Annotated in this window: 22 protein-coding genes; all 22 read left to right on the plus strand. The window is 38.4% G+C overall.

Annotation, left to right across the window (positions count from 1 at the left end):
* Positions 1–534 (plus strand): cytochrome-c peroxidase (locus ACTTKV_RS00590; RefSeq protein ID WP_442548749.1); only part of this gene is annotated, 534 nt, incomplete at its 5' end.
* Between the two features lie 152 nt (positions 535–686).
* Positions 687–1,001, plus strand: coding sequence for a 50S ribosomal protein L21 (gene rplU, locus ACTTKV_RS00595; RefSeq protein ID WP_002947447.1), 315 nt, complete (start codon positions 687–689; stop codon positions 999–1,001).
* Between the two features lie 11 nt (positions 1,002–1,012).
* Positions 1,013–1,270, plus strand: coding sequence for a 50S ribosomal protein L27 (gene rpmA, locus ACTTKV_RS00600; protein WP_002943616.1), 258 nt, complete (start codon positions 1,013–1,015; stop codon positions 1,268–1,270).
* A gap of 225 nt (positions 1,271–1,495) precedes the next feature.
* A complete protein-coding gene (gene obgE / locus ACTTKV_RS00605; RefSeq protein ID WP_442548750.1) occupies positions 1,496–2,554 on the plus strand; it encodes a GTPase ObgE in 1,059 nt (352 codons plus the stop codon).
* Between the two features lie 46 nt (positions 2,555–2,600).
* Positions 2,601–2,942 (plus strand): hypothetical protein, encoded by a 342-nt coding sequence (locus ACTTKV_RS00610; RefSeq protein ID WP_442548751.1) that lies wholly within the window; start codon positions 2,601–2,603, stop codon positions 2,940–2,942.
* A gap of 23 nt (positions 2,943–2,965) precedes the next feature.
* Complete coding sequence (fmt, locus tag ACTTKV_RS00615) at positions 2,966–3,871, plus strand: methionyl-tRNA formyltransferase (protein WP_442548752.1); 906 nt, start codon at positions 2,966–2,968, stop codon at positions 3,869–3,871.
* A gap of 24 nt (positions 3,872–3,895) precedes the next feature.
* Positions 3,896–4,684 (plus strand): bifunctional hydroxymethylpyrimidine kinase/phosphomethylpyrimidine kinase, encoded by a 789-nt coding sequence (thiD, locus tag ACTTKV_RS00620; RefSeq protein WP_442548753.1) that lies wholly within the window; start codon positions 3,896–3,898, stop codon positions 4,682–4,684.
* A 1-nt stretch (position 4,685) separates the two neighbouring features.
* Positions 4,686–5,321 (plus strand): biotin--[acetyl-CoA-carboxylase] ligase, encoded by a 636-nt coding sequence (locus tag ACTTKV_RS00625; RefSeq protein ID WP_442548754.1) that lies wholly within the window; start codon positions 4,686–4,688, stop codon positions 5,319–5,321.
* Positions 5,318–6,100: a ParA family protein gene (locus ACTTKV_RS00630; RefSeq protein ID WP_148821205.1), complete on the plus strand. Its 783-nt coding sequence runs from the start codon at positions 5,318–5,320 to the stop codon at positions 6,098–6,100. Before ACTTKV_RS00625 ends, ACTTKV_RS00630 begins: the two co-directional genes overlap by 4 nt.
* Positions 6,101–6,115: 15 nt before the next feature.
* A complete protein-coding gene (locus tag ACTTKV_RS00635; RefSeq protein ID WP_442548755.1) occupies positions 6,116–6,976 on the plus strand; it encodes a ParB/RepB/Spo0J family partition protein in 861 nt (286 codons plus the stop codon).
* 95 nt (positions 6,977–7,071) lie between these two features.
* Positions 7,072–7,494, plus strand: a complete 423-nt coding sequence (locus ACTTKV_RS00640) for a FoF1 ATP synthase subunit B' (RefSeq protein ID WP_442548756.1) — start codon at positions 7,072–7,074, stop codon at positions 7,492–7,494.
* A gap of 9 nt (positions 7,495–7,503) precedes the next feature.
* Positions 7,504–8,016: a F0F1 ATP synthase subunit B gene (locus ACTTKV_RS00645; protein WP_442548757.1), complete on the plus strand. Its 513-nt coding sequence runs from the start codon at positions 7,504–7,506 to the stop codon at positions 8,014–8,016.
* On the plus strand, positions 8,016–8,546 hold the full coding sequence (locus tag ACTTKV_RS00650; RefSeq protein ID WP_442548758.1) for a F0F1 ATP synthase subunit delta: 531 nt from the start codon (positions 8,016–8,018) through the stop codon (positions 8,544–8,546). The genes ACTTKV_RS00645 and ACTTKV_RS00650 overlap by 1 nt, the downstream gene beginning before the upstream one ends.
* 14 nt (positions 8,547–8,560) lie before the next feature.
* Complete coding sequence (gene atpA, locus ACTTKV_RS00655; protein WP_442548759.1) at positions 8,561–10,078, plus strand: F0F1 ATP synthase subunit alpha; 1,518 nt, start codon at positions 8,561–8,563, stop codon at positions 10,076–10,078.
* A gap of 9 nt (positions 10,079–10,087) precedes the next feature.
* On the plus strand, positions 10,088–10,975 hold the full coding sequence (atpG, locus tag ACTTKV_RS00660) for an ATP synthase F1 subunit gamma (protein ID WP_442548760.1): 888 nt from the start codon (positions 10,088–10,090) through the stop codon (positions 10,973–10,975).
* Between the two features lie 11 nt (positions 10,976–10,986).
* The gene (atpD, locus tag ACTTKV_RS00665) at positions 10,987–12,384 is read left to right on the plus strand and encodes a F0F1 ATP synthase subunit beta (RefSeq protein ID WP_298038991.1); all 1,398 of its coding nucleotides are present in this window, start codon (positions 10,987–10,989) and stop codon (positions 12,382–12,384) included.
* 18 nt (positions 12,385–12,402) lie between these two features.
* A complete protein-coding gene (atpC, locus tag ACTTKV_RS00670; RefSeq protein WP_442548761.1) occupies positions 12,403–12,792 on the plus strand; it encodes an ATP synthase F1 subunit epsilon in 390 nt (129 codons plus the stop codon).
* 1 nt (position 12,793) lies between these two features.
* Positions 12,794–13,378 carry a MotA/TolQ/ExbB proton channel family protein gene (locus tag ACTTKV_RS00675; protein ID WP_442548762.1) on the plus strand — a complete coding sequence of 195 codons (585 nt, stop codon included), beginning with the start codon at positions 12,794–12,796 and terminating at the stop codon, positions 13,376–13,378.
* Positions 13,379–13,777 (plus strand): biopolymer transporter ExbD, encoded by a 399-nt coding sequence (locus ACTTKV_RS00680; protein WP_442548763.1) that lies wholly within the window; start codon positions 13,379–13,381, stop codon positions 13,775–13,777. It abuts the gene before it with no gap.
* Between the two features lies 1 nt (position 13,778).
* Positions 13,779–14,675 (plus strand): TonB C-terminal domain-containing protein, encoded by an 897-nt coding sequence (locus ACTTKV_RS00685; protein ID WP_442548764.1) that lies wholly within the window; start codon positions 13,779–13,781, stop codon positions 14,673–14,675.
* Positions 14,676–14,699: 24 nt separating this feature from the next.
* Entirely contained in the window at positions 14,700–15,956 is a 1,257-nt protein-coding gene (gene tolB, locus ACTTKV_RS00690) for a Tol-Pal system protein TolB (protein WP_442548765.1), read from the plus strand.
* Between the two features lie 52 nt (positions 15,957–16,008).
* Positions 16,009–16,512 carry an OmpA family protein gene (locus ACTTKV_RS00695; RefSeq protein ID WP_442548766.1) on the plus strand — a complete coding sequence of 168 codons (504 nt, stop codon included), beginning with the start codon at positions 16,009–16,011 and terminating at the stop codon, positions 16,510–16,512.
* Positions 16,513–16,520: the final 8 nt, after the last annotated feature.

The following is a 16,520-nucleotide window of genomic DNA, read 5'->3' on the forward strand; positions in this document are numbered from 1 at the left end:
GAGTTTAAGGCTGCGTTTAATAGCGATGTGAGCTTTGAGCTAGTAACGACTGCGATAGGTATCTTTGAAAGAACGCTCGTAACTCCGTCTAGATTTGATAAATTTTTAGAAGGCGACGAAGCTGCGCTAAACGGCGCTGAGAAAAAAGGCCTAAAAACCTTCATCGACAAAGGCTGCGCCACATGCCACAACGGTATAAATTTGGGCGGTACCTTACAGCCGTTTGAGGTTGCGGGCAAATACGAATTTGCAAATTTGGGCGACTTTAAAGGCGATGCAAACGGCCTAGTTAAAGCTCCTACGCTACGCAATATCGAGCTAACGGCTCCGTATTTTCACAACGGCGCGGTTTGGTCTCTAAAAGATGCCGTCAAGATGATGGGTAGCGTACAGCTAGGTATCGAGATAAATGATAAAGAAGCTGCTGATATAGTGATGTTTTTAAATTCATTAACAGGCAAAATGCCTAAAGTTGAATATCCGTCATTCCCTGCATCTACCGAAAAGACCCCAAAACCGGAACTCGACTACTAAACTAAACAAAAAGGCGGATAAATTTCCGCCTCATTCAACTTAAATTTATAAATTTTTGGGTATTATCCGTCTCTTACAACCAACAAAGCTCCCCAAGTCTTTTGAAATCCAAAAGCGCTTTTTGGTCTTACCAAATTTTAGAAAGGTAGAGTATGTCAAAATACGCTATATTTAAGCACGGCGGCAAGCAGTATCGCGTCAGCGAAGGCGAATATCTTAAGCTTGACCATTTCAGTGCTGAAGCAAAATCATCAGTCGAGATTACGGACGTTTTGTGCGTAAACGACGGTGAAGTAAAGGTAGGCGCGCCGTTCGTAAAGGGTGCGAAAGTCGTTCTTGAAGTCGTAAACGAGGGCAAGGATAAAAAAGTCGTTATTTACAAAAAACGCAGACGCAAAGACTCAAAACTAAAACGCGGTTTTAGAAGACAGTTTACACGCGTAAAAGTCGTAAGTATCGCAGCTTAAGGAGATAAGATATGGCACACAAAAAAGGTCAAGGCTCAACCCAGAATAACCGAGATAGTATCGGACGACGCTTAGGCGTTAAAAAATTCGGCGGCGAATTCGTTCGCGCGGGCAACATCATCATCCGCCAGCGCGGTACCGCCACTCACGCGGGCAGCAACGTCGGTCTAGGCAAAGATCACACGATTTTTGCGCTAATCGACGGTTTCGTTAAATTCGAAAGACTAGATAAAAATAGAAAAAAAGTTTCGGTTTATCCAGCTGCGTAATCCTTGGGGCGAAAGCCCCTTTTTCTTTTAAAATCATTTAAAAATCAAAAAATTAATTAATATTTAGAATATTTCAAATAGCCTTTTAAGATAAAAATTTATACCAATCAATAACTTTTTACTCAAGCTTTATAATACGCCACTTATGCTTGTTTTAATTAAAATACCACGATTTAAATTTCAGTAAAGTTAGATATAATCCAAATAAAAAATTTAAGGCAAAAAATGTTTATAGATAGTGTGAAATTAACCCTAAGCTCAGGTCATGGCGGAGCTGGTGCAGTAAGCTTTCGCCGTGAAAAGCATGTCATTTTAGGCGGACCAGATGGCGGCGACGGCGGCGACGGCGGGGATGTATATTTTGTCTGCGACAACAACACCCACACGCTGGCAAACTACAAGGGTAAAAGGGCTATGAGAGCTAGCGACGGCGAGGCTGGCATGGGCAGACGCATGACTGGTAAAAAGGGTGAGAGTTTAGAGCTCATCGTGCCACCAGGAACGGCGGTCTATGACGCGCAGACAAATGAGCTACTTTGCGACATGGTAAACGAGGGACAAAGGACGCTATTTCTAAAAGGTGGTAAGGGCGGACTTGGAAATTTTCACTTTAAAAACTCTATCAACCAAGCCCCAGAGTACGCTCAGAAAGGCATGCCAGAAGAGAGCGTGGAGGTCAGACTTGAGCTAAAACTTATAGCTGACGTAGGCCTTGTTGGCTTTCCAAATGTCGGCAAGTCAACACTTATTTCAGCCGTCTCAAACGCCAAACCACAGATCGCAAACTACGAATTTACCACGCTTACGCCAAAGCTTGGACTTGTTGAGGTTGATGAGTTTAGTGGCTTTGTCATGGCTGATATCCCTGGTATCATTGAGGGAGCGAGCGACGGACGTGGCCTTGGCGTGCAGTTTTTAAAGCACATCGAGAGAAATAAAATTTTGCTTTTCATGATAGATAGTGCGAATTACAGAAGTATGAGCGAGCAGTTTAGCGTACTAAAAGAGGAGGTCGCTAAATTTTCAAAGGTACTTGCTAACAGAGACTATGCTATCGCGATTACTAGAGTCGATGCGGCGGAAAATTTAGATGAAAAAGTAAAAGAATTTATGAAAAGTATAAATTTAGAACCAAAACAAGATGGTAAATTTATCTATAAGCAAGACCTATACAGCTTTGATGCCAAAAAACCATACTTTATTTTGCCGATCTCGTCAGCGACAAACGAGAACATCGACGAACTTAAATTTGCACTGCTTGAGCTACTAAAAAAAGAGCTTTGAGTTGCGACTTTTTAGTGCTTTGAACTTAGAAATTTAAGAATATAAAATGAAGAAAATGTTTTGCATTATGCTATTTTGCCTTAGCGCATATAGCTGCGATCCAGCCGATCCAGCATATATGCTTTTGGATTTTAATGATAATAATCGCGACGGAACGCTAAATTTAGATGAGTGGGTAACATGCAAAGCGCCCCAAGCTCTAAAAATAGCGCCAGATCTATGCACTGGGCAGGAATTTAAGAGGTTAGATATCAATCATAACGGCAAAATTAGCCTTGATGAGCTAGGAAGTTTACTGTTTCAAAAGATTGATTGGAAAGAAGATCCTTGCACTTCTTGGCCGTGGGATAGCAAAAACGAAGATCAAAATAAGAGCATTGCTAAATAGTGCGTTAATTTTAAAGGAAAGTGATGAATGTAGTTTTTATGGGAACGCCTGATTATGCGGTTAGGATACTTAGGCACCTAAAAGAAGCCGGCTTTAATATAAAAGCTGTCTTTACCCAGCCCGATAAGCCAGTTGGCAGAAAGCAAATTTTAACCCCAAGCGAGGTCAAGATTTACGCGCAAAACGAGCTAGTAGGCGTACCAGTCTTTACACCAAATACGCTAAAAGATGAGGCGATAGTTAGCGAGCTAAAGGCATTTGAGCCTAAATTTATTGTAGTAGCGGCTTATGGCAAAATTTTGCCTCAAAGCGTTTTAGACGTCGCCACCTGTATAAATTTACACGCTTCTATCTTACCAAAATATAGAGGTGCGAGTCCTATACAAAGTGCAATTCTATCAGGCGAGAAGCAAACTGGCGTGACTGCAATGCTAATGGATGCTGGCCTTGATACTGGCGATATGCTGGACTTCATCTGCACACCTTGCGAGAGTAAGATGTCAAGCGAGCTTTTTAGTGAGCTAGGCGAGCTTGGCGGTAAGCTAATAGTAAAAGTGCTAAGAAATTTTGAAAATTTAAAACCAAAAAAGCAAGACGACGCACAGGCCACGCACTCCAAAAAGATAAGCAAGAGCGACGGACTTTTTAGCTTTGATGAAGAAGCAGGGCAAATTTATAATAAATTTCGTGCGCTCACACCTTGGCCTGGACTTTATTTAGCAAGTGGCCTAAAAATTTTATCACTCGAGCTAAGTGAAAAAAGTGGCAAAAGTGGAGAAATTTTAAGCGTAGAAAAAGATCACGTTGTGGTTGCTTGCAATGGTGCGGCGGTCAAAATTTATGAGCTTCAAGAGCCAAGCAAAAAGCCAACAAACGCAAAAGCATATATAAATGGCAAGCGTCTTAGCGTTGGCGACAAGATAGAGTAATAATCAAATTTAATAGGAGAAAATATGAAAAATGCACTAAGTATAGCAGGTGTTGATCCAAGCGGTGGTGCTGGAGTTTTAGCTGATATAAAGGTCTTTATAGCACACGGCGTATATGCGATGGGAGCGATCACGGCAGTCACTGCTCAAAATACAAAGGGCATCTTTGGCATGCAGCTAGTTGAGACCAAGCTCATCGAGGATCAGATAAGAGCGATATTTGATGATATAAGAGTTGATGTGATAAAGATAGGCGTTGTCCCAAGCGTTGAGATCATAAAATGCGTCGCAAAAACGCTAAGAGAGATCAAAAATTTACCACCAGTCGTGCTTGATCCAGTGATGAGCTGTAAAAATGGCGATATCTGGCTAGAGGGCGCTGCAAAAGACGCAATCGTGGAGGAGCTTTTCCCACTTTCAAGCGTGATCACGCCAAATATCTTTGAAGCGCGCGAAATTTTAAAACGTGAGCTAAAGGGCGAGAGTGAGTTAAAAGAGGCTTGCAAGGAGCTTTTGAAATTTGGCACAAAGAGCGTCTATCTAAAATGTGGCGAGCTTGATGGCAAGTCGCTTGATATATTTTATGACGGCAGCGAGTATGAAATTTTTAGCGATGAGCGCATAAAAACGACCGCAACTCACGGCTCAGGCTGTTCGCTATCAAGTGCGATCGCATCAAATTTAGCAAATGGTCTTAGTCTAAAAGATAGCGTGAAAAACGCACATGACTATATCTTTAACGCTATCAAAAACGCAGTCATTATCGGCGGCGGACAAAATCCGGTAAATCACTTCTATAAATTTAAGGTGTGATTTGAAGGTTGAGTTTTTCCAAAGTCTGCCTTCGACGCAGAAATTTTTGATAGACGCCCTAAAAAACGGCGAGATAAAAGCTCCGTATATGGTCGTGGCGTACAACCAAACAAAAGGGGTCGGCAGCCGCGGCAACAGCTGGGAGGGGCTTGGCGGAAATTTATTTATGTCATTTTGCATAAGCGAAGATGAGCTGCCAAGCGACATACCTCCGCCATCGATCTCAATATATTTTTCTATGCTGATGCGTGAAGTCTTGAGCGAACTTGGTTCAAAATGCTGGCTAAAATGGCCAAATGATTTTTACGTAGATGATTGCAAAATAGGCGGTACTTTGACAAATAAAGTGGATGAAATTTACATCTGCGGCATGGGGATAAATTTAGCTAGCGCACCCGAAAATGCGGGCATTTTAGACATCAAAACTAGCGTATACGAGCTAGTTTGGGGCTTTGTTAGTATGCTTGATAAAAAGATTTTATGGAAGCCAATTTTTAGCAAATTTAGGATAGACTTTTGCAAGTCAAAAAGTTTTATTGCGCATATTGCAAATAAGGCTGTTTCGCTTCAAAATGCTGAAATTTGTGAAGATGGAGCGATATTATTAAACGGGGAAAAGGTATATTCTTTAAGATGAGCGAGGTAATAACAATAGCCAATCAAAAAGGCGGCGTTGGCAAGACCACAACGGCCGTAAATTTAGCCGCGTCACTGGCGGTAGCTGAAAAAAAAGTATTATTAATAGACATCGATCCACAAGCAAACGCGACGACTGGGCTTGGATTTAGCAGGAGCGACTATGAGTTTAATATCTATCACGTATTAACAGATAGAAAAAAGCTCTCGCAAATTGTATTAAAAACTGAGATACCAACGCTTTTTCTAGCTCCGTCAAACATAGGACTTGTCGGCATTGAGCAAGAATTTAACGACCAAAGCAAGGACTATAAACTAATACTTAAAAATAAAATTTCTGAAGTAATAAACGACTATGATTTTATCATCATTGATAGCCCTCCGGCACTAGGCAGTATCACGATAAATGCTCTTAGTGCAAGCGATAGCGTTATTATTCCGATTCAGTGCGAATTTTATGCACTTGAAGGTCTGGCTCAAATTTTAAATACGGTTAAGATTATTAAGAAAACAATAAATCCAAAGCTAAATATAAAGGGCTTTTTGCCGACTATGTTTAGCTCGCAAAATAATCTATCCAAAGAGACCATTGCAAATTTAAAACAGCATTTTGAAAACAAGCTCTTCAAAAGCAAAGACAGTAAGGATGAATTTGTGGTCGTTCCAAGAAATGTTAAACTTGCTGAAAGTCCAAGTTTTGGTAAGCCAGTGATACTTTATGATATAAAATCACCAGGCTCGATCGCGTATCAAAATTTGGCATATTGTATTTTAAACTAAAAAATAAGGAAAAAAATGGCTAAAAAAGGTGGATTAGGGCGCGGACTTAGCGCAATACTTGAAGATGTAGAGCAAGCCTACAGCAAAGAGATCGCAAATTTAAACGACTCTGAGATAGTCGAAGAGATAAATATAGATGAAATTTTACCAAACCCATACCAGCCAAGAACGCATTTTGACGAAGAAGCTTTAAAAGAGCTAAGTGCCAGCATCAAAAGGCACGGACTAATACAACCAATAATCGTCATCAAAAAAGATGATGGCTATATGCTAATAGCCGGTGAGCGAAGATACCGTGCTACAAAGATGCTTGGAGCAAGCAAGATAAAGGCGATCATCGCTGATATTAAGTCTCAAAATTTAAGAGAGCTTGCACTTATCGAAAATATCCAACGTGAAAATTTAAACCCAATCGAACTTGCAAAGTCATACAAAGAGCTCATAAACGAGTATAAGATCACGCAGGATGGTCTAGCAAATATCATTCATAAAAGCAGAACTCAGATAACAAATACGATGAGGCTTTTGCTTCTTGGCGACTATACGCAAAAACTTCTACAAGAAGACAAGCTCACGCAAGGCCATGCTAAAGTCATCGTAGGTCTTAACAGCGAAGAAGAAAGGATGGTTGTTGATACGATCATCGGTCAAAAACTAAGCGTCAGAGAGACAGAAGTTTTAGTAAAAAAGATAAAAAATAAAGAAGAAGTAAAAGAACCAAAGTCTCAAATTTCAGAGGAAATGAGTAAAAAATTATCAAATTTACAAGAAATTTTTAAAAATTTAAATATAAAGACAAAAGTAAAATCTAAAAATTTAATATTAGAATTTAATGAGATTTCGGAGATAGAGCAATTTATAGCTAAGCTAAAATAGAATTACAAATTTATTTTTATTTTTAGTAATTTATTGTAAAATCAGACTTTAATTTGAATATTAAATAAAACTTAATAACAAAATAAGGAGAGTGGATGTTAGAAATAGATGTGCCATTGATGCTTTTAACGGCTGTCGTTTTCTTTCTCTTGATCGCCATTTTAAATCCCTTGCTTTACAAGCCTATGCTCAAATTTATAGACGACAGAAATGCTTCTATAAAACATGATGAAGAGAGCACAAGTAAAAATGCAAGTGATCTAAGCGTTCATGAGAAAGAGATCGAAGAGATCATACAAAATGCAAGAGTAGAGGCTAATAAAATAAGACAAGAGGCCCTAAATTCGGCGAGAGAAGAGTCTTTAAAAGAGGTTAATGCTGTAAAAAGTAGCCTAGAGGCTGACTATAATGAATTTCTAAACGCCTTAAGCTCTCAAAAAGATAGCCTAAAAGCAGACCTATCGGCTAAACTACCAGAACTTAGAGCTGCTTTAAATGCTAAACTCTCTAAAATATAAAGGAAATTTATGAAGATAAAAATTTTATTTTTTATAGCTCTTCCATTTTTAGCATATGCGAGCGAGCATGGTGGAACAAACTATGATATAGTTGAGAGAACGCTAAACTTCTTACTTTTCTTTGGTATTTTGGTCTATTTTGCTGCTAAGCCACTTAGGGATCTTTATCAAAGTAGGATTGATGGGATCGCAAATAAGCTTGAGAGTATCCAAGAAAAACTTCGTGACTCTAAGGCTAAAAAAGATGATGCTCTAAAACGTGTCGAAGAAGCTAAACAAAATGCAAATGCACTAATTGAAACTGCGAAAAAAGAGGCTGTAAATTTAGTTGCTAAAGTTAAAAAAGAGACCCAAAATGATATCGCAAATATCGAAAAGGGTTACAAAGAGCAAAAAGAATTTGAAGAACGCAAGATGACAAAAGGCGTTGTAAATGAAATTTTGAGCGACATTTTCTCAAGCGATAGCCTAAAAGTCGATCAAAAAGAGCTTGTAAATATCATACTTAAAAAGGTTAGCTAATGAATGAAGTAGTAGCCAAAAAATATGTAAAAGCGATCCTGAGCGATGCAAAACCAGGTGAGCTAAGTGCATTTATAGAAAATTTAGTTGAGCTAGCTGCCGCTTTTGGAAATGATAAGTTTAAAAGCATCATAAGCTTGCCAACTTTAAAAGCAGCAAAAAAAGTTGAATTTATACTCTCTCTAGTGAAAAATTCAGATGCCAAATTTGCAAATTTTATAAAGCTTCTTGGTGCAAACAAAAGACTAGAACTTATCCCAGCAATTTTAAACGAGATGAAGATAGAGCAGTCTCTACTTGAAAATACATATCGCGGCGAGGTCATTGGAAATTTTGATCTAAGCGCTGATCAGTTAAAAGCTCTAGAAGAGAATTTTTCTAAGAAATTTAACTCTAAGATCAAGCTTGATGGTTCAAAAAGTGATTACAATGGCGTAAAAGTTGAGTTGGATAATTTAGGCGTCGAGGTGAATTTCTCTATCGATAGACTAAAAAGTCAAATGAGTGAATATATATTAAAAGCAATTTAAAAAGGAGTGAAAGCGTGAGTGCAAAAATTAAAGCTGACGAAATTAGCACGATAATCAAAGAGCGTATTGAAAATTTTGATTTAAGTGTTGATGTAGAAGAGACCGGTAAAGTCATCTCAGTCGCTGATGGCGTTGCTAACGTTTATGGTTTGAAAAACGTTATGGCTGGCGAGATGGTTGAATTTGAAAGCGGCGAAAAAGGTATGGCTCTTAACCTTGAAGAGAGCAGTGTTGGTATAGTTATCCTTGGAAAAACTAGCGGTATCACAGAAGGAAGCTCTGTAAAAAGACTTAAAAAACTTCTACGCGTTCCAGTTGGCGACGCATTGATCGGCCGTGTTGTAAATTCACTCGGTGAGCCAATCGATGCAAAAGGACCAATCGAAGCTACTGAATCTCGCTTCGTCGAAGAAAAAGCAAAAGGTATCATGGCTAGAAAAAGCGTTCATGAGCCACTTCAAACAGGTATCAAAGCGATCGACGCACTTGTGCCAATCGGCAGAGGCCAAAGAGAGCTAATCATTGGCGACCGCCAAACAGGAAAAACAACGGTTGCGATTGATACTATCATCAACCAAAAAGGTCAAGATGTTATTTGTATCTACGTAGCTATCGGTCAAAAACAATCAACCGTTGCTCAAGTCGTTAAAAAGCTTGAAGAGTATGGCGCTATGGACTATACGATAGTTGTAAATGCTGGTGCTGGCGATGCAGCTGCGCTTCAATACCTTGCTCCATATGCTGGCGTAACAATGGGTGAATATTTTAGAGATAATTCTCGCCATGCGTTAATCATCTATGATGACTTGTCAAAACACGCGGTTGCCTACCGTGAGATGTCTTTGATCCTAAGAAGACCACCAGGCCGTGAAGCTTATCCAGGCGACGTTTTCTATCTTCACTCAAGACTTCTAGAAAGAGCAAGTAAGCTAAATGACGCACTAGGTGCAGGATCTTTAACGGCTCTACCTATTATCGAGACACAAGCGGGCGACGTTTCAGCTTATATTCCAACAAACGTTATTTCTATTACAGATGGTCAAATTTTCCTTGAGAGTGACCTATTTAACTCAGGTATCCGCCCAGCGATTAACGTTGGTCTTTCTGTATCTCGTGTTGGCGGTGCAGCTCAGATCAAAGCTATCAAGCAAGTTTCTGGAACGCTAAGACTAGACCTTGCTCAGTACCGCGAACTACAAGCGTTTGCTCAGTTTGCAAGCGACCTTGACGAAAGCTCAAGAAAACAACTAGAGCGTGGTCAAAAGATGGTTGAAGTGCTAAAACAACCTCCATATTCTCCACTTCCAGTTGAAAATCAAGTGGTTATCATATTTGCTGGTGCTAAGGGCTATTTAGATGATGTTGCAACTACAAGTGTAACAAAATTTGAAGCTGAGTTATATCCATATATTGAGGCAAAGTATCCTGAAATTTTTGAGCAAATAAGAACTAAAAAGGTTCTTGATAAAGAAGTAGAAGAAAATTTACATAAAGCGTTGAAAGATTTTAAAGCGACTTTTGCCGCTAACTAGGGCTAAGATATGTCAAATTTAAAAGATATAAAACGAAAGATTAAGAGCGTCCAGAACACTCAAAAGACGACACGTGCGATGAAGCTTGTCTCAACAGCAAAGCTTCGAAAAGCCGAAGAGGCTGCACGCTATTCTAGAGTTTACGCACTTAAAATCAATGAGGTTTTATCAGAGATAGCTTATAAGATCAATCAATACGCTTCAGTCATGACTGAGAGTAAATTTTTTAACACAACAAAGAGTGTAGAAAAGGTTGATATTATATTTGTGACGGCTGATAAAGGACTTTGCGGCGGCTTTAATGTTCAGACTATAAAGACGGTTAGGCGTATGATCGACGAGCTAAAAGCCAAAAAGATTAAAGTTAGACTAAGAGCTGTTGGTAAAAAAGGCATAGAATTTTTCAATTTCCAAGGCGTTGAACTACTTGAGACTTATGTCGGAGCTAGCTCGTCACCTACATATGAAAAAGCTCAAAAGATCATAAAAGATGCCATTGATGATTTTATAAACGGTACAACCGATAAGGTCGTACTAATACACAATGGCTATAAAAATATGATTTCTCAAGAGATCAGAGTAAATGATATTGTGCCTATTGAGCCGTCTAAGATAGTTGCGGTTGAGACAAATTCTTTGATGGAATTTGAACCAGAAGACAACTATACTAAGATTATGGACGAGTTGCTTAACAAGTATTTTGAATATAGCATGTATTATTCTTTGGTTGATTCTTTGGCTGCTGAGCATAGTGCCAGAATGCAAGCTATGGATAATGCAACAAACAATGCTAAAGAGCGCGTAAAACAGTTAAATCTTGCTTACAATAAAGCAAGACAAGAGTCTATTACCACTGAGCTTATCGAGATCATCAGTGGTGTTGAATCAATGAAATAAAAGGAGTATGAATGAAGGGTGTTATTAGTCAAGTTATGGGCCCTGTGGTCGATGTTGACTTTAATGACTACTTGCCAAAGATCAATGAAGCTATCGAAGTTTTATTTGAGGTTGAGGGCAAGAAACATAAACTAATATTAGAAGTTGCTGCTCACCTAGGCGATAATAGGGTTAGAACTATTGCTATGGATATGAGTGAGGGCTTGACTCGTGGCCTTGAGGCTAAAGCACTTGGTACACCTATAAGTGTTCCGGTTGGCGAAAAAGTTTTGGGTAGAATTTTTAACGTAGTTGGCGATCTAATTGATGAGGGCGAGGGCATAAATTTTGATAAGCACTGGTCTATTCACCGCGATCCTCCTCCATTTGAAGAGCAAAGCACAAAAAGTGAAATTTTTGAAACTGGTATCAAGGTAGTTGACCTTTTAGCTCCTTATGCAAAAGGTGGCAAGGTAGGTCTATTTGGCGGTGCTGGTGTTGGTAAAACGGTTATTATTATGGAGCTTATCCACAACGTTGCGTTTAAACACAGCGGTTATTCTGTATTTGCAGGTGTTGGTGAGAGAACTCGTGAAGGAAATGACCTTTATCACGAAATGAAAGAAAGTAACGTTTTGGATAAAGTTGCCTTGTGCTACGGCCAAATGAACGAGCCACCGGGAGCAAGAAACCGTATCGCGCTAACTGGTCTTACAATGGCTGAATACTTCCGTGACGAGATGGGACTTGACGTTTTGATGTTTATCGATAACATCTTCCGTTTCTCTCAATCAGGTGCAGAGATGTCAGCTCTATTAGGACGTATTCCATCAGCTGTTGGTTACCAGCCAACTCTTGCAAGTGAGATGGGTAAATTCCAAGAGAGAATCACATCAACCAAAAAAGGTTCTATCACATCTGTTCAGGCTGTTTATGTTCCAGCTGACGACCTTACAGACCCAGCACCTGCTACTGTTTTTGCTCACCTTGATGCTACAACAGTTCTTAATAGATCTATTGCAGAAAAAGGTATTTATCCAGCTGTTGACCCGCTTGATTCTACTTCAAGAATGCTCGATCCTCAAATTTTAGGAGCAGATCACTATAAAGTGGCTCGCGGCGTTCAAGCTGTGCTTCAAAAATATAAAGACCTTCAAGATATCATCGCTATCCTTGGTATGGATGAGCTTAGCGAAGAAGATAAGCTAACGGTTGATAGAGCAAGAAAGATCGAGAGATTTTTATCTCAGCCATTCTTCGTTGCTGAAGTATTTACAGGTAGCCCTGGTAAATATGTAAGTCTTGACGAAAACATCGCTGGCTTTAAGGGAATTTTAGAAGGTAAATATGATCATTTGCCTGAAGCAGCATTTTATATGGTCGGAAATATAGATGAGGCTTTAGCTAAAGCTGAGAAACTTAAGGCTTAAATTTAAAAAGGAAGCATAATGGATAAATTGCATTTAGAGATCGTAACTCCTCAGGGTCAGATATTTAATGATGACGTGAGCAGTGTAGTGCTTCCAGGTAGTGAGGGTGAGTTTGGTGTTTTACCAAACCACGCTTCATTAATATCTCTTTTAAAAGCAGGTATTATAGATATTGAAGATAAAAATAAAAAGCATGATGTAGTTGCAATTAACTGGGGTTATGCAAAGATCGATGAAGGTAAGGTAGTTATACTAGCTGACGGTGCGGTCTATGTCTCTGGTGATAGTGAAAGCGAGCTTGCAAATTCATTGGAAGCTGCTAGAAAATTGATAGAGAGCATGAGCAGTGATACAAATGCTTTTGCGGCGACTATATCAAAAATGGAAAATGTAGTGAGAGCAAGATAAAGTGGGTGGTATAGATCTATTTTTAAATTATGTTCAAAGAAGTAGTTTTATTACAATCATTGTTTTGACGTGGCTATCAATATACTTTATAATTAGTTTTACGATTTTATTTTCAAGGATGGCTGGCATTGGTGCTTGGCAAAAGCGTGAGCAAAGTGCTCTTGAAGCACTTCTCATGGGTGCTAAAAATATCCCAAACGACTCATCTTTGAAGAAATGTGCAAATGGTAGAATTTCAAAAGAAAAATTAAATGTTTGTATAAGTATAGCTGAGAGAAATGCAACCAGTGGACTTACTTGGCTTAGCATAATAGCCTCTACTTCTCCATTTATCGGTCTATTTGGAACAGTTGTTTCTATCTTAGAGACATTTTCACAGCTAGGAAATGGGTCAAGCTCATCTCTTGGTGTTATTGCTCCAGCTATTTCAGAAGCACTAGTTGCTACTGGATGTGGAATTTTTGTTGCTATTCCAGCATATACATTTAACTTGCTTATAAAAAGAAAAGCTTATGAATTAATGAGCGTTATCGAGCGTCAAGCCGATGTTATGATGGCACTCAAAAAAGACGATGAGACGTTGTAGATGGCTTTTAAATTTACTGATGAAGCACCAGAGCTAAATATAACGCCTCTTGTCGATATTATGCTAGTTTTACTAGCTATCTTGATGGTTACTATGCCTACCATAACATATCAGGAGGATATTACACTCCCTGACGGTTCAAAGGCAAAGACTTCTATGTCTAAGCAGAAGGATCTTATAGTGTCCATTAACGCACAAAGACAAGTCAAGATAGATCAAAGTTTGATGAGTCTTGCTGAACTACCTGATAACATTGCACTTATGGGTGCAAAATATGACAAAACCGCGCCTATTTATATAAAGGCTGATAAAAATTTAAAATACGATGATGTTATGTTTGTATTAAAAACTTTAAAAGGTGCTGGTTTTAACAAAGTGGCTTTAGAGACAAACGGCTAAGATGTCAAACAAAGTTAAATTTCCAACGCTAAGTTCATTTTTTGTAGCGTTAAGCATTTATATTGCTATTATTCTTGTTTTGTTTATAAAGCTTACTTTTTTTACAGAACCAGCTAAAAAATACACTGATGACAAAGATGCTATTATGGATATTGTTATGGTTGATCGAGAAGTTGATCAAACCATAAAAGCTCCAAAACAAAAAGAAGAAGTTGTAAAAGAAACAAAACCAGAGCCTAAAAAAGAGTCTGAGGAAGATAAGCAAGAGACCACAAATAAACCAGTTGTACCAGACGAACCACTGCCAACCCCAAGCTTGCCAACTCCACCAAAAGAAGAGCCAAAACCAGAACCAAAGCCTGAAATTCCAAAGCCAAGTGAAGAGCCTAAGCCTGAACCAAAACCGGTAGAAAAACCAAAGCCAAAAGAGCCTACTATAAAAGATCTTTTTAGTGATATAGATCCTAATAAGCTTAAAAAAGATGAGGGTATAAAAAAGGTAGAAAACAAGGTACAAAGCCGCAAAAAAAGCGAGGATTCTAGCTCAAAAACTGCAAAAGAGGCTAGTGATATCATAAAAAGCCTAAAGATTGACCAAAATCCAACTGCCCCAAAATCGCAAATGACAGGTACTTATGACCCATTGATGGGTGCGATAACAAAGCAAATCCAAAGAAGATGGCAAAGCTATAAGGCCGACTCTACAAACCTTGCTAAGGTTAAGGTAATGATAGATCAAGCTGGAAATTTTAGCTATGAAATTTTAGAGCTATCATACAATGAAGAATTTAACGCAAAAGTAAAAGAGTGTCTGGAAAAGCTTACGACGGAGAAATTTCCTTTCAATTCGGACAAGAGCACTACTTTTAATTTAAATTTAGAAGATAAAATAAACTAAAAATTATAAATTTACGGAGTAAAGATGAAGAAAATTTTTCTTTTTTTATGCGTTGCTTTAGGGCTTTATGCTGCTGATGCAACCATATCTGTTGTAAATCAAGGTGTTGCTTTGCCAAAGATTGCTTTGCAAGATGCAACTACAGCTGTTAGTGATATAAATTTTAAAGAGAAATTCTTTAAAATCATGTTGGGTGACCTAAAAGTTAGTTCTGACTTTGAGGTTATCGAAGACCACGTACCTTCGACCTATGAGGGGACAGCAGCTACAAATACAATGAGCGATAAAGGCGTTGAGCTTATTTTGAGATATGCGCTTGAGGGCTCTATGAACTCACCTCTAACTTTAAGAGTAAAGTTAATAAATGCCAAAACAGCTACTACTAGATATGAGAAAGTCTACACCATGCCAGACGGTGCAAAATATCCATTTTTGGCACACAAAAGCATAGTTGAGCTAACAAATGAGCTAAATTTGCCACCAGTTGGTTGGATGGAGAAATTTATAATCCTAGCTAAGTATACTTCGGCTCGCCAAAGCTCTATTATTGTGGCTGACTATACTCTTACATATCAAAAAACGATAGTAAGTGGCGGTCTAAACATATTCCCAAAATGGGCCGGAGCTGATCAGAGTAAATTTTACTACACATCTTATGTGAACAACAAGCCGACTTTATTTAGATACGACCTAAATTCCGGCACAAAAACAAAGATAATTGACAGTGTTGGTATGCTTATAGCTTCAGATGTTAGCAAAGATGGAAGTAAAATTTTACTAACAATGGCTCCAAAAGATCAGCCAGATATTTTTATTTATAATACAGCAAATAAAAATTTAACTCAGATTACAAACTACCCAGGTATTGATGTAAATGGAAATTTTGTGGATAATGACAGCAGGATAGTTTTCGTCTCAGATAGACTCGGGTATCCGAATGTATTTGCGACTTCTGCAGTTTCTGGTGGAAGTGTTGAACAGATGGTTTTTCACGGTAAAAATAATAATTCTGTAAGTACATTTGAAAATTATGTTGTTTATTCAAGTAGGGAAGCAAGTGGTAGTTTTAATATATATTTGATTTCAACTCAAACAGATTTTATACGTCAGCTTACAGCGAACGGTAAAAATAACTATCCAAGATTTTCAAGCGATGGTCAAAGCGTTGTGTTTATAAAAGAACTTGGCGGTCAAAGCTCGCTTGGTGTTGTTAGATTAAATGAAAATAGAAGTTTCCAATTCCCACTAAAAGTAGGTAAAATTCAATCAATTGATTGGTAATATTTAAAAAAATATGATATAATTCGACCAAATTTTTCAAAAAGGATAAGGAATGAAAAAAGTAGTTCTAGCAAGTGTTGCAGTTGCAACTCTATTGTTGAGTGGTTGTAGCTCAAAAAACCCTGAAGTTGATATGAATGCAAATTCAAATCAGTCTATGGATTCAAATAGCATGAGTGATGCTGATAGATTAGCAGCTCTTATCGCTAACATTGAGAGCCAAGTTAAAAGTGTATATTTTGACTTTGATAAATTTAATATCAAAGGTGATCAGCAAGGTGTTGTTAGTGCAAACGCATCAGTATTTAATCAAGCTGACGCACAAGCTCTTTCTATAAAAGTAGAAGGCAACTGCGATGAGTGGGGTACTGATGAGTACAACTATGCTCTTGGTTTAAAACGTGCTAAAAGTGCTAAAGACGCTCTTGTAAGAAATGGCGTTAGTGCTGATAGAATCGCTGTAGTTAGCTTTGGCGAAAGCAACCCAGTTTGCACAGACAAAACAAAAGCTTGCGACGCTCAAAATAGACGTGCAGATTTTAAAGTACTTCCATAATTTATAAG

The organism is Campylobacter sp., assembly GCF_052169515.1.
Lineage (GTDB): Bacteria > Campylobacterota > Campylobacteria > Campylobacterales > Campylobacteraceae > Campylobacter_A.

What these genes read in the sequence shown, in the direction of transcription:
- rplU (WP_002947447.1), top strand. Translation starts at nt 687, where the DNA reads ATGTCAAAATACGCTATATTTAAGCACGGCGGCAAGCAGTATCGCGTC.
- rpmA (WP_002943616.1), top strand. Translation starts at nt 1,013, where the DNA reads ATGGCACACAAAAAAGGTCAAGGCTCAACCCAGAATAACCGAGATAGT.
- obgE (WP_442548750.1), top strand. Translation starts at nt 1,496, where the DNA reads ATGTTTATAGATAGTGTGAAATTAACCCTAAGCTCAGGTCATGGCGGA.
- ACTTKV_RS00610 (WP_442548751.1), top strand. Translation starts at nt 2,601, where the DNA reads ATGAAGAAAATGTTTTGCATTATGCTATTTTGCCTTAGCGCATATAGC.
- fmt (WP_442548752.1), top strand. Translation starts at nt 2,966, where the DNA reads ATGAATGTAGTTTTTATGGGAACGCCTGATTATGCGGTTAGGATACTT.
- thiD (WP_442548753.1), top strand. Translation starts at nt 3,896, where the DNA reads ATGAAAAATGCACTAAGTATAGCAGGTGTTGATCCAAGCGGTGGTGCT.
- ACTTKV_RS00630 (WP_148821205.1), top strand. Translation starts at nt 5,318, where the DNA reads ATGAGCGAGGTAATAACAATAGCCAATCAAAAAGGCGGCGTTGGCAAG.
- ACTTKV_RS00635 (WP_442548755.1), top strand. Translation starts at nt 6,116, where the DNA reads ATGGCTAAAAAAGGTGGATTAGGGCGCGGACTTAGCGCAATACTTGAA.
- ACTTKV_RS00640 (WP_442548756.1), top strand. Translation starts at nt 7,072, where the DNA reads ATGTTAGAAATAGATGTGCCATTGATGCTTTTAACGGCTGTCGTTTTC.
- ACTTKV_RS00645 (WP_442548757.1), top strand. Translation starts at nt 7,504, where the DNA reads ATGAAGATAAAAATTTTATTTTTTATAGCTCTTCCATTTTTAGCATAT.
- ACTTKV_RS00650 (WP_442548758.1), top strand. Translation starts at nt 8,016, where the DNA reads ATGAATGAAGTAGTAGCCAAAAAATATGTAAAAGCGATCCTGAGCGAT.
- atpG (WP_442548760.1), top strand. Translation starts at nt 10,088, where the DNA reads ATGTCAAATTTAAAAGATATAAAACGAAAGATTAAGAGCGTCCAGAAC.
- atpD (WP_298038991.1), top strand. Translation starts at nt 10,987, where the DNA reads ATGAAGGGTGTTATTAGTCAAGTTATGGGCCCTGTGGTCGATGTTGAC.
- atpC (WP_442548761.1), top strand. Translation starts at nt 12,403, where the DNA reads ATGGATAAATTGCATTTAGAGATCGTAACTCCTCAGGGTCAGATATTT.
- ACTTKV_RS00680 (WP_442548763.1), top strand. Translation starts at nt 13,379, where the DNA reads ATGGCTTTTAAATTTACTGATGAAGCACCAGAGCTAAATATAACGCCT.
- ACTTKV_RS00685 (WP_442548764.1), top strand. Translation starts at nt 13,779, where the DNA reads ATGTCAAACAAAGTTAAATTTCCAACGCTAAGTTCATTTTTTGTAGCG.
- tolB (WP_442548765.1), top strand. Translation starts at nt 14,700, where the DNA reads ATGAAGAAAATTTTTCTTTTTTTATGCGTTGCTTTAGGGCTTTATGCT.
- ACTTKV_RS00695 (WP_442548766.1), top strand. Translation starts at nt 16,009, where the DNA reads ATGAAAAAAGTAGTTCTAGCAAGTGTTGCAGTTGCAACTCTATTGTTG.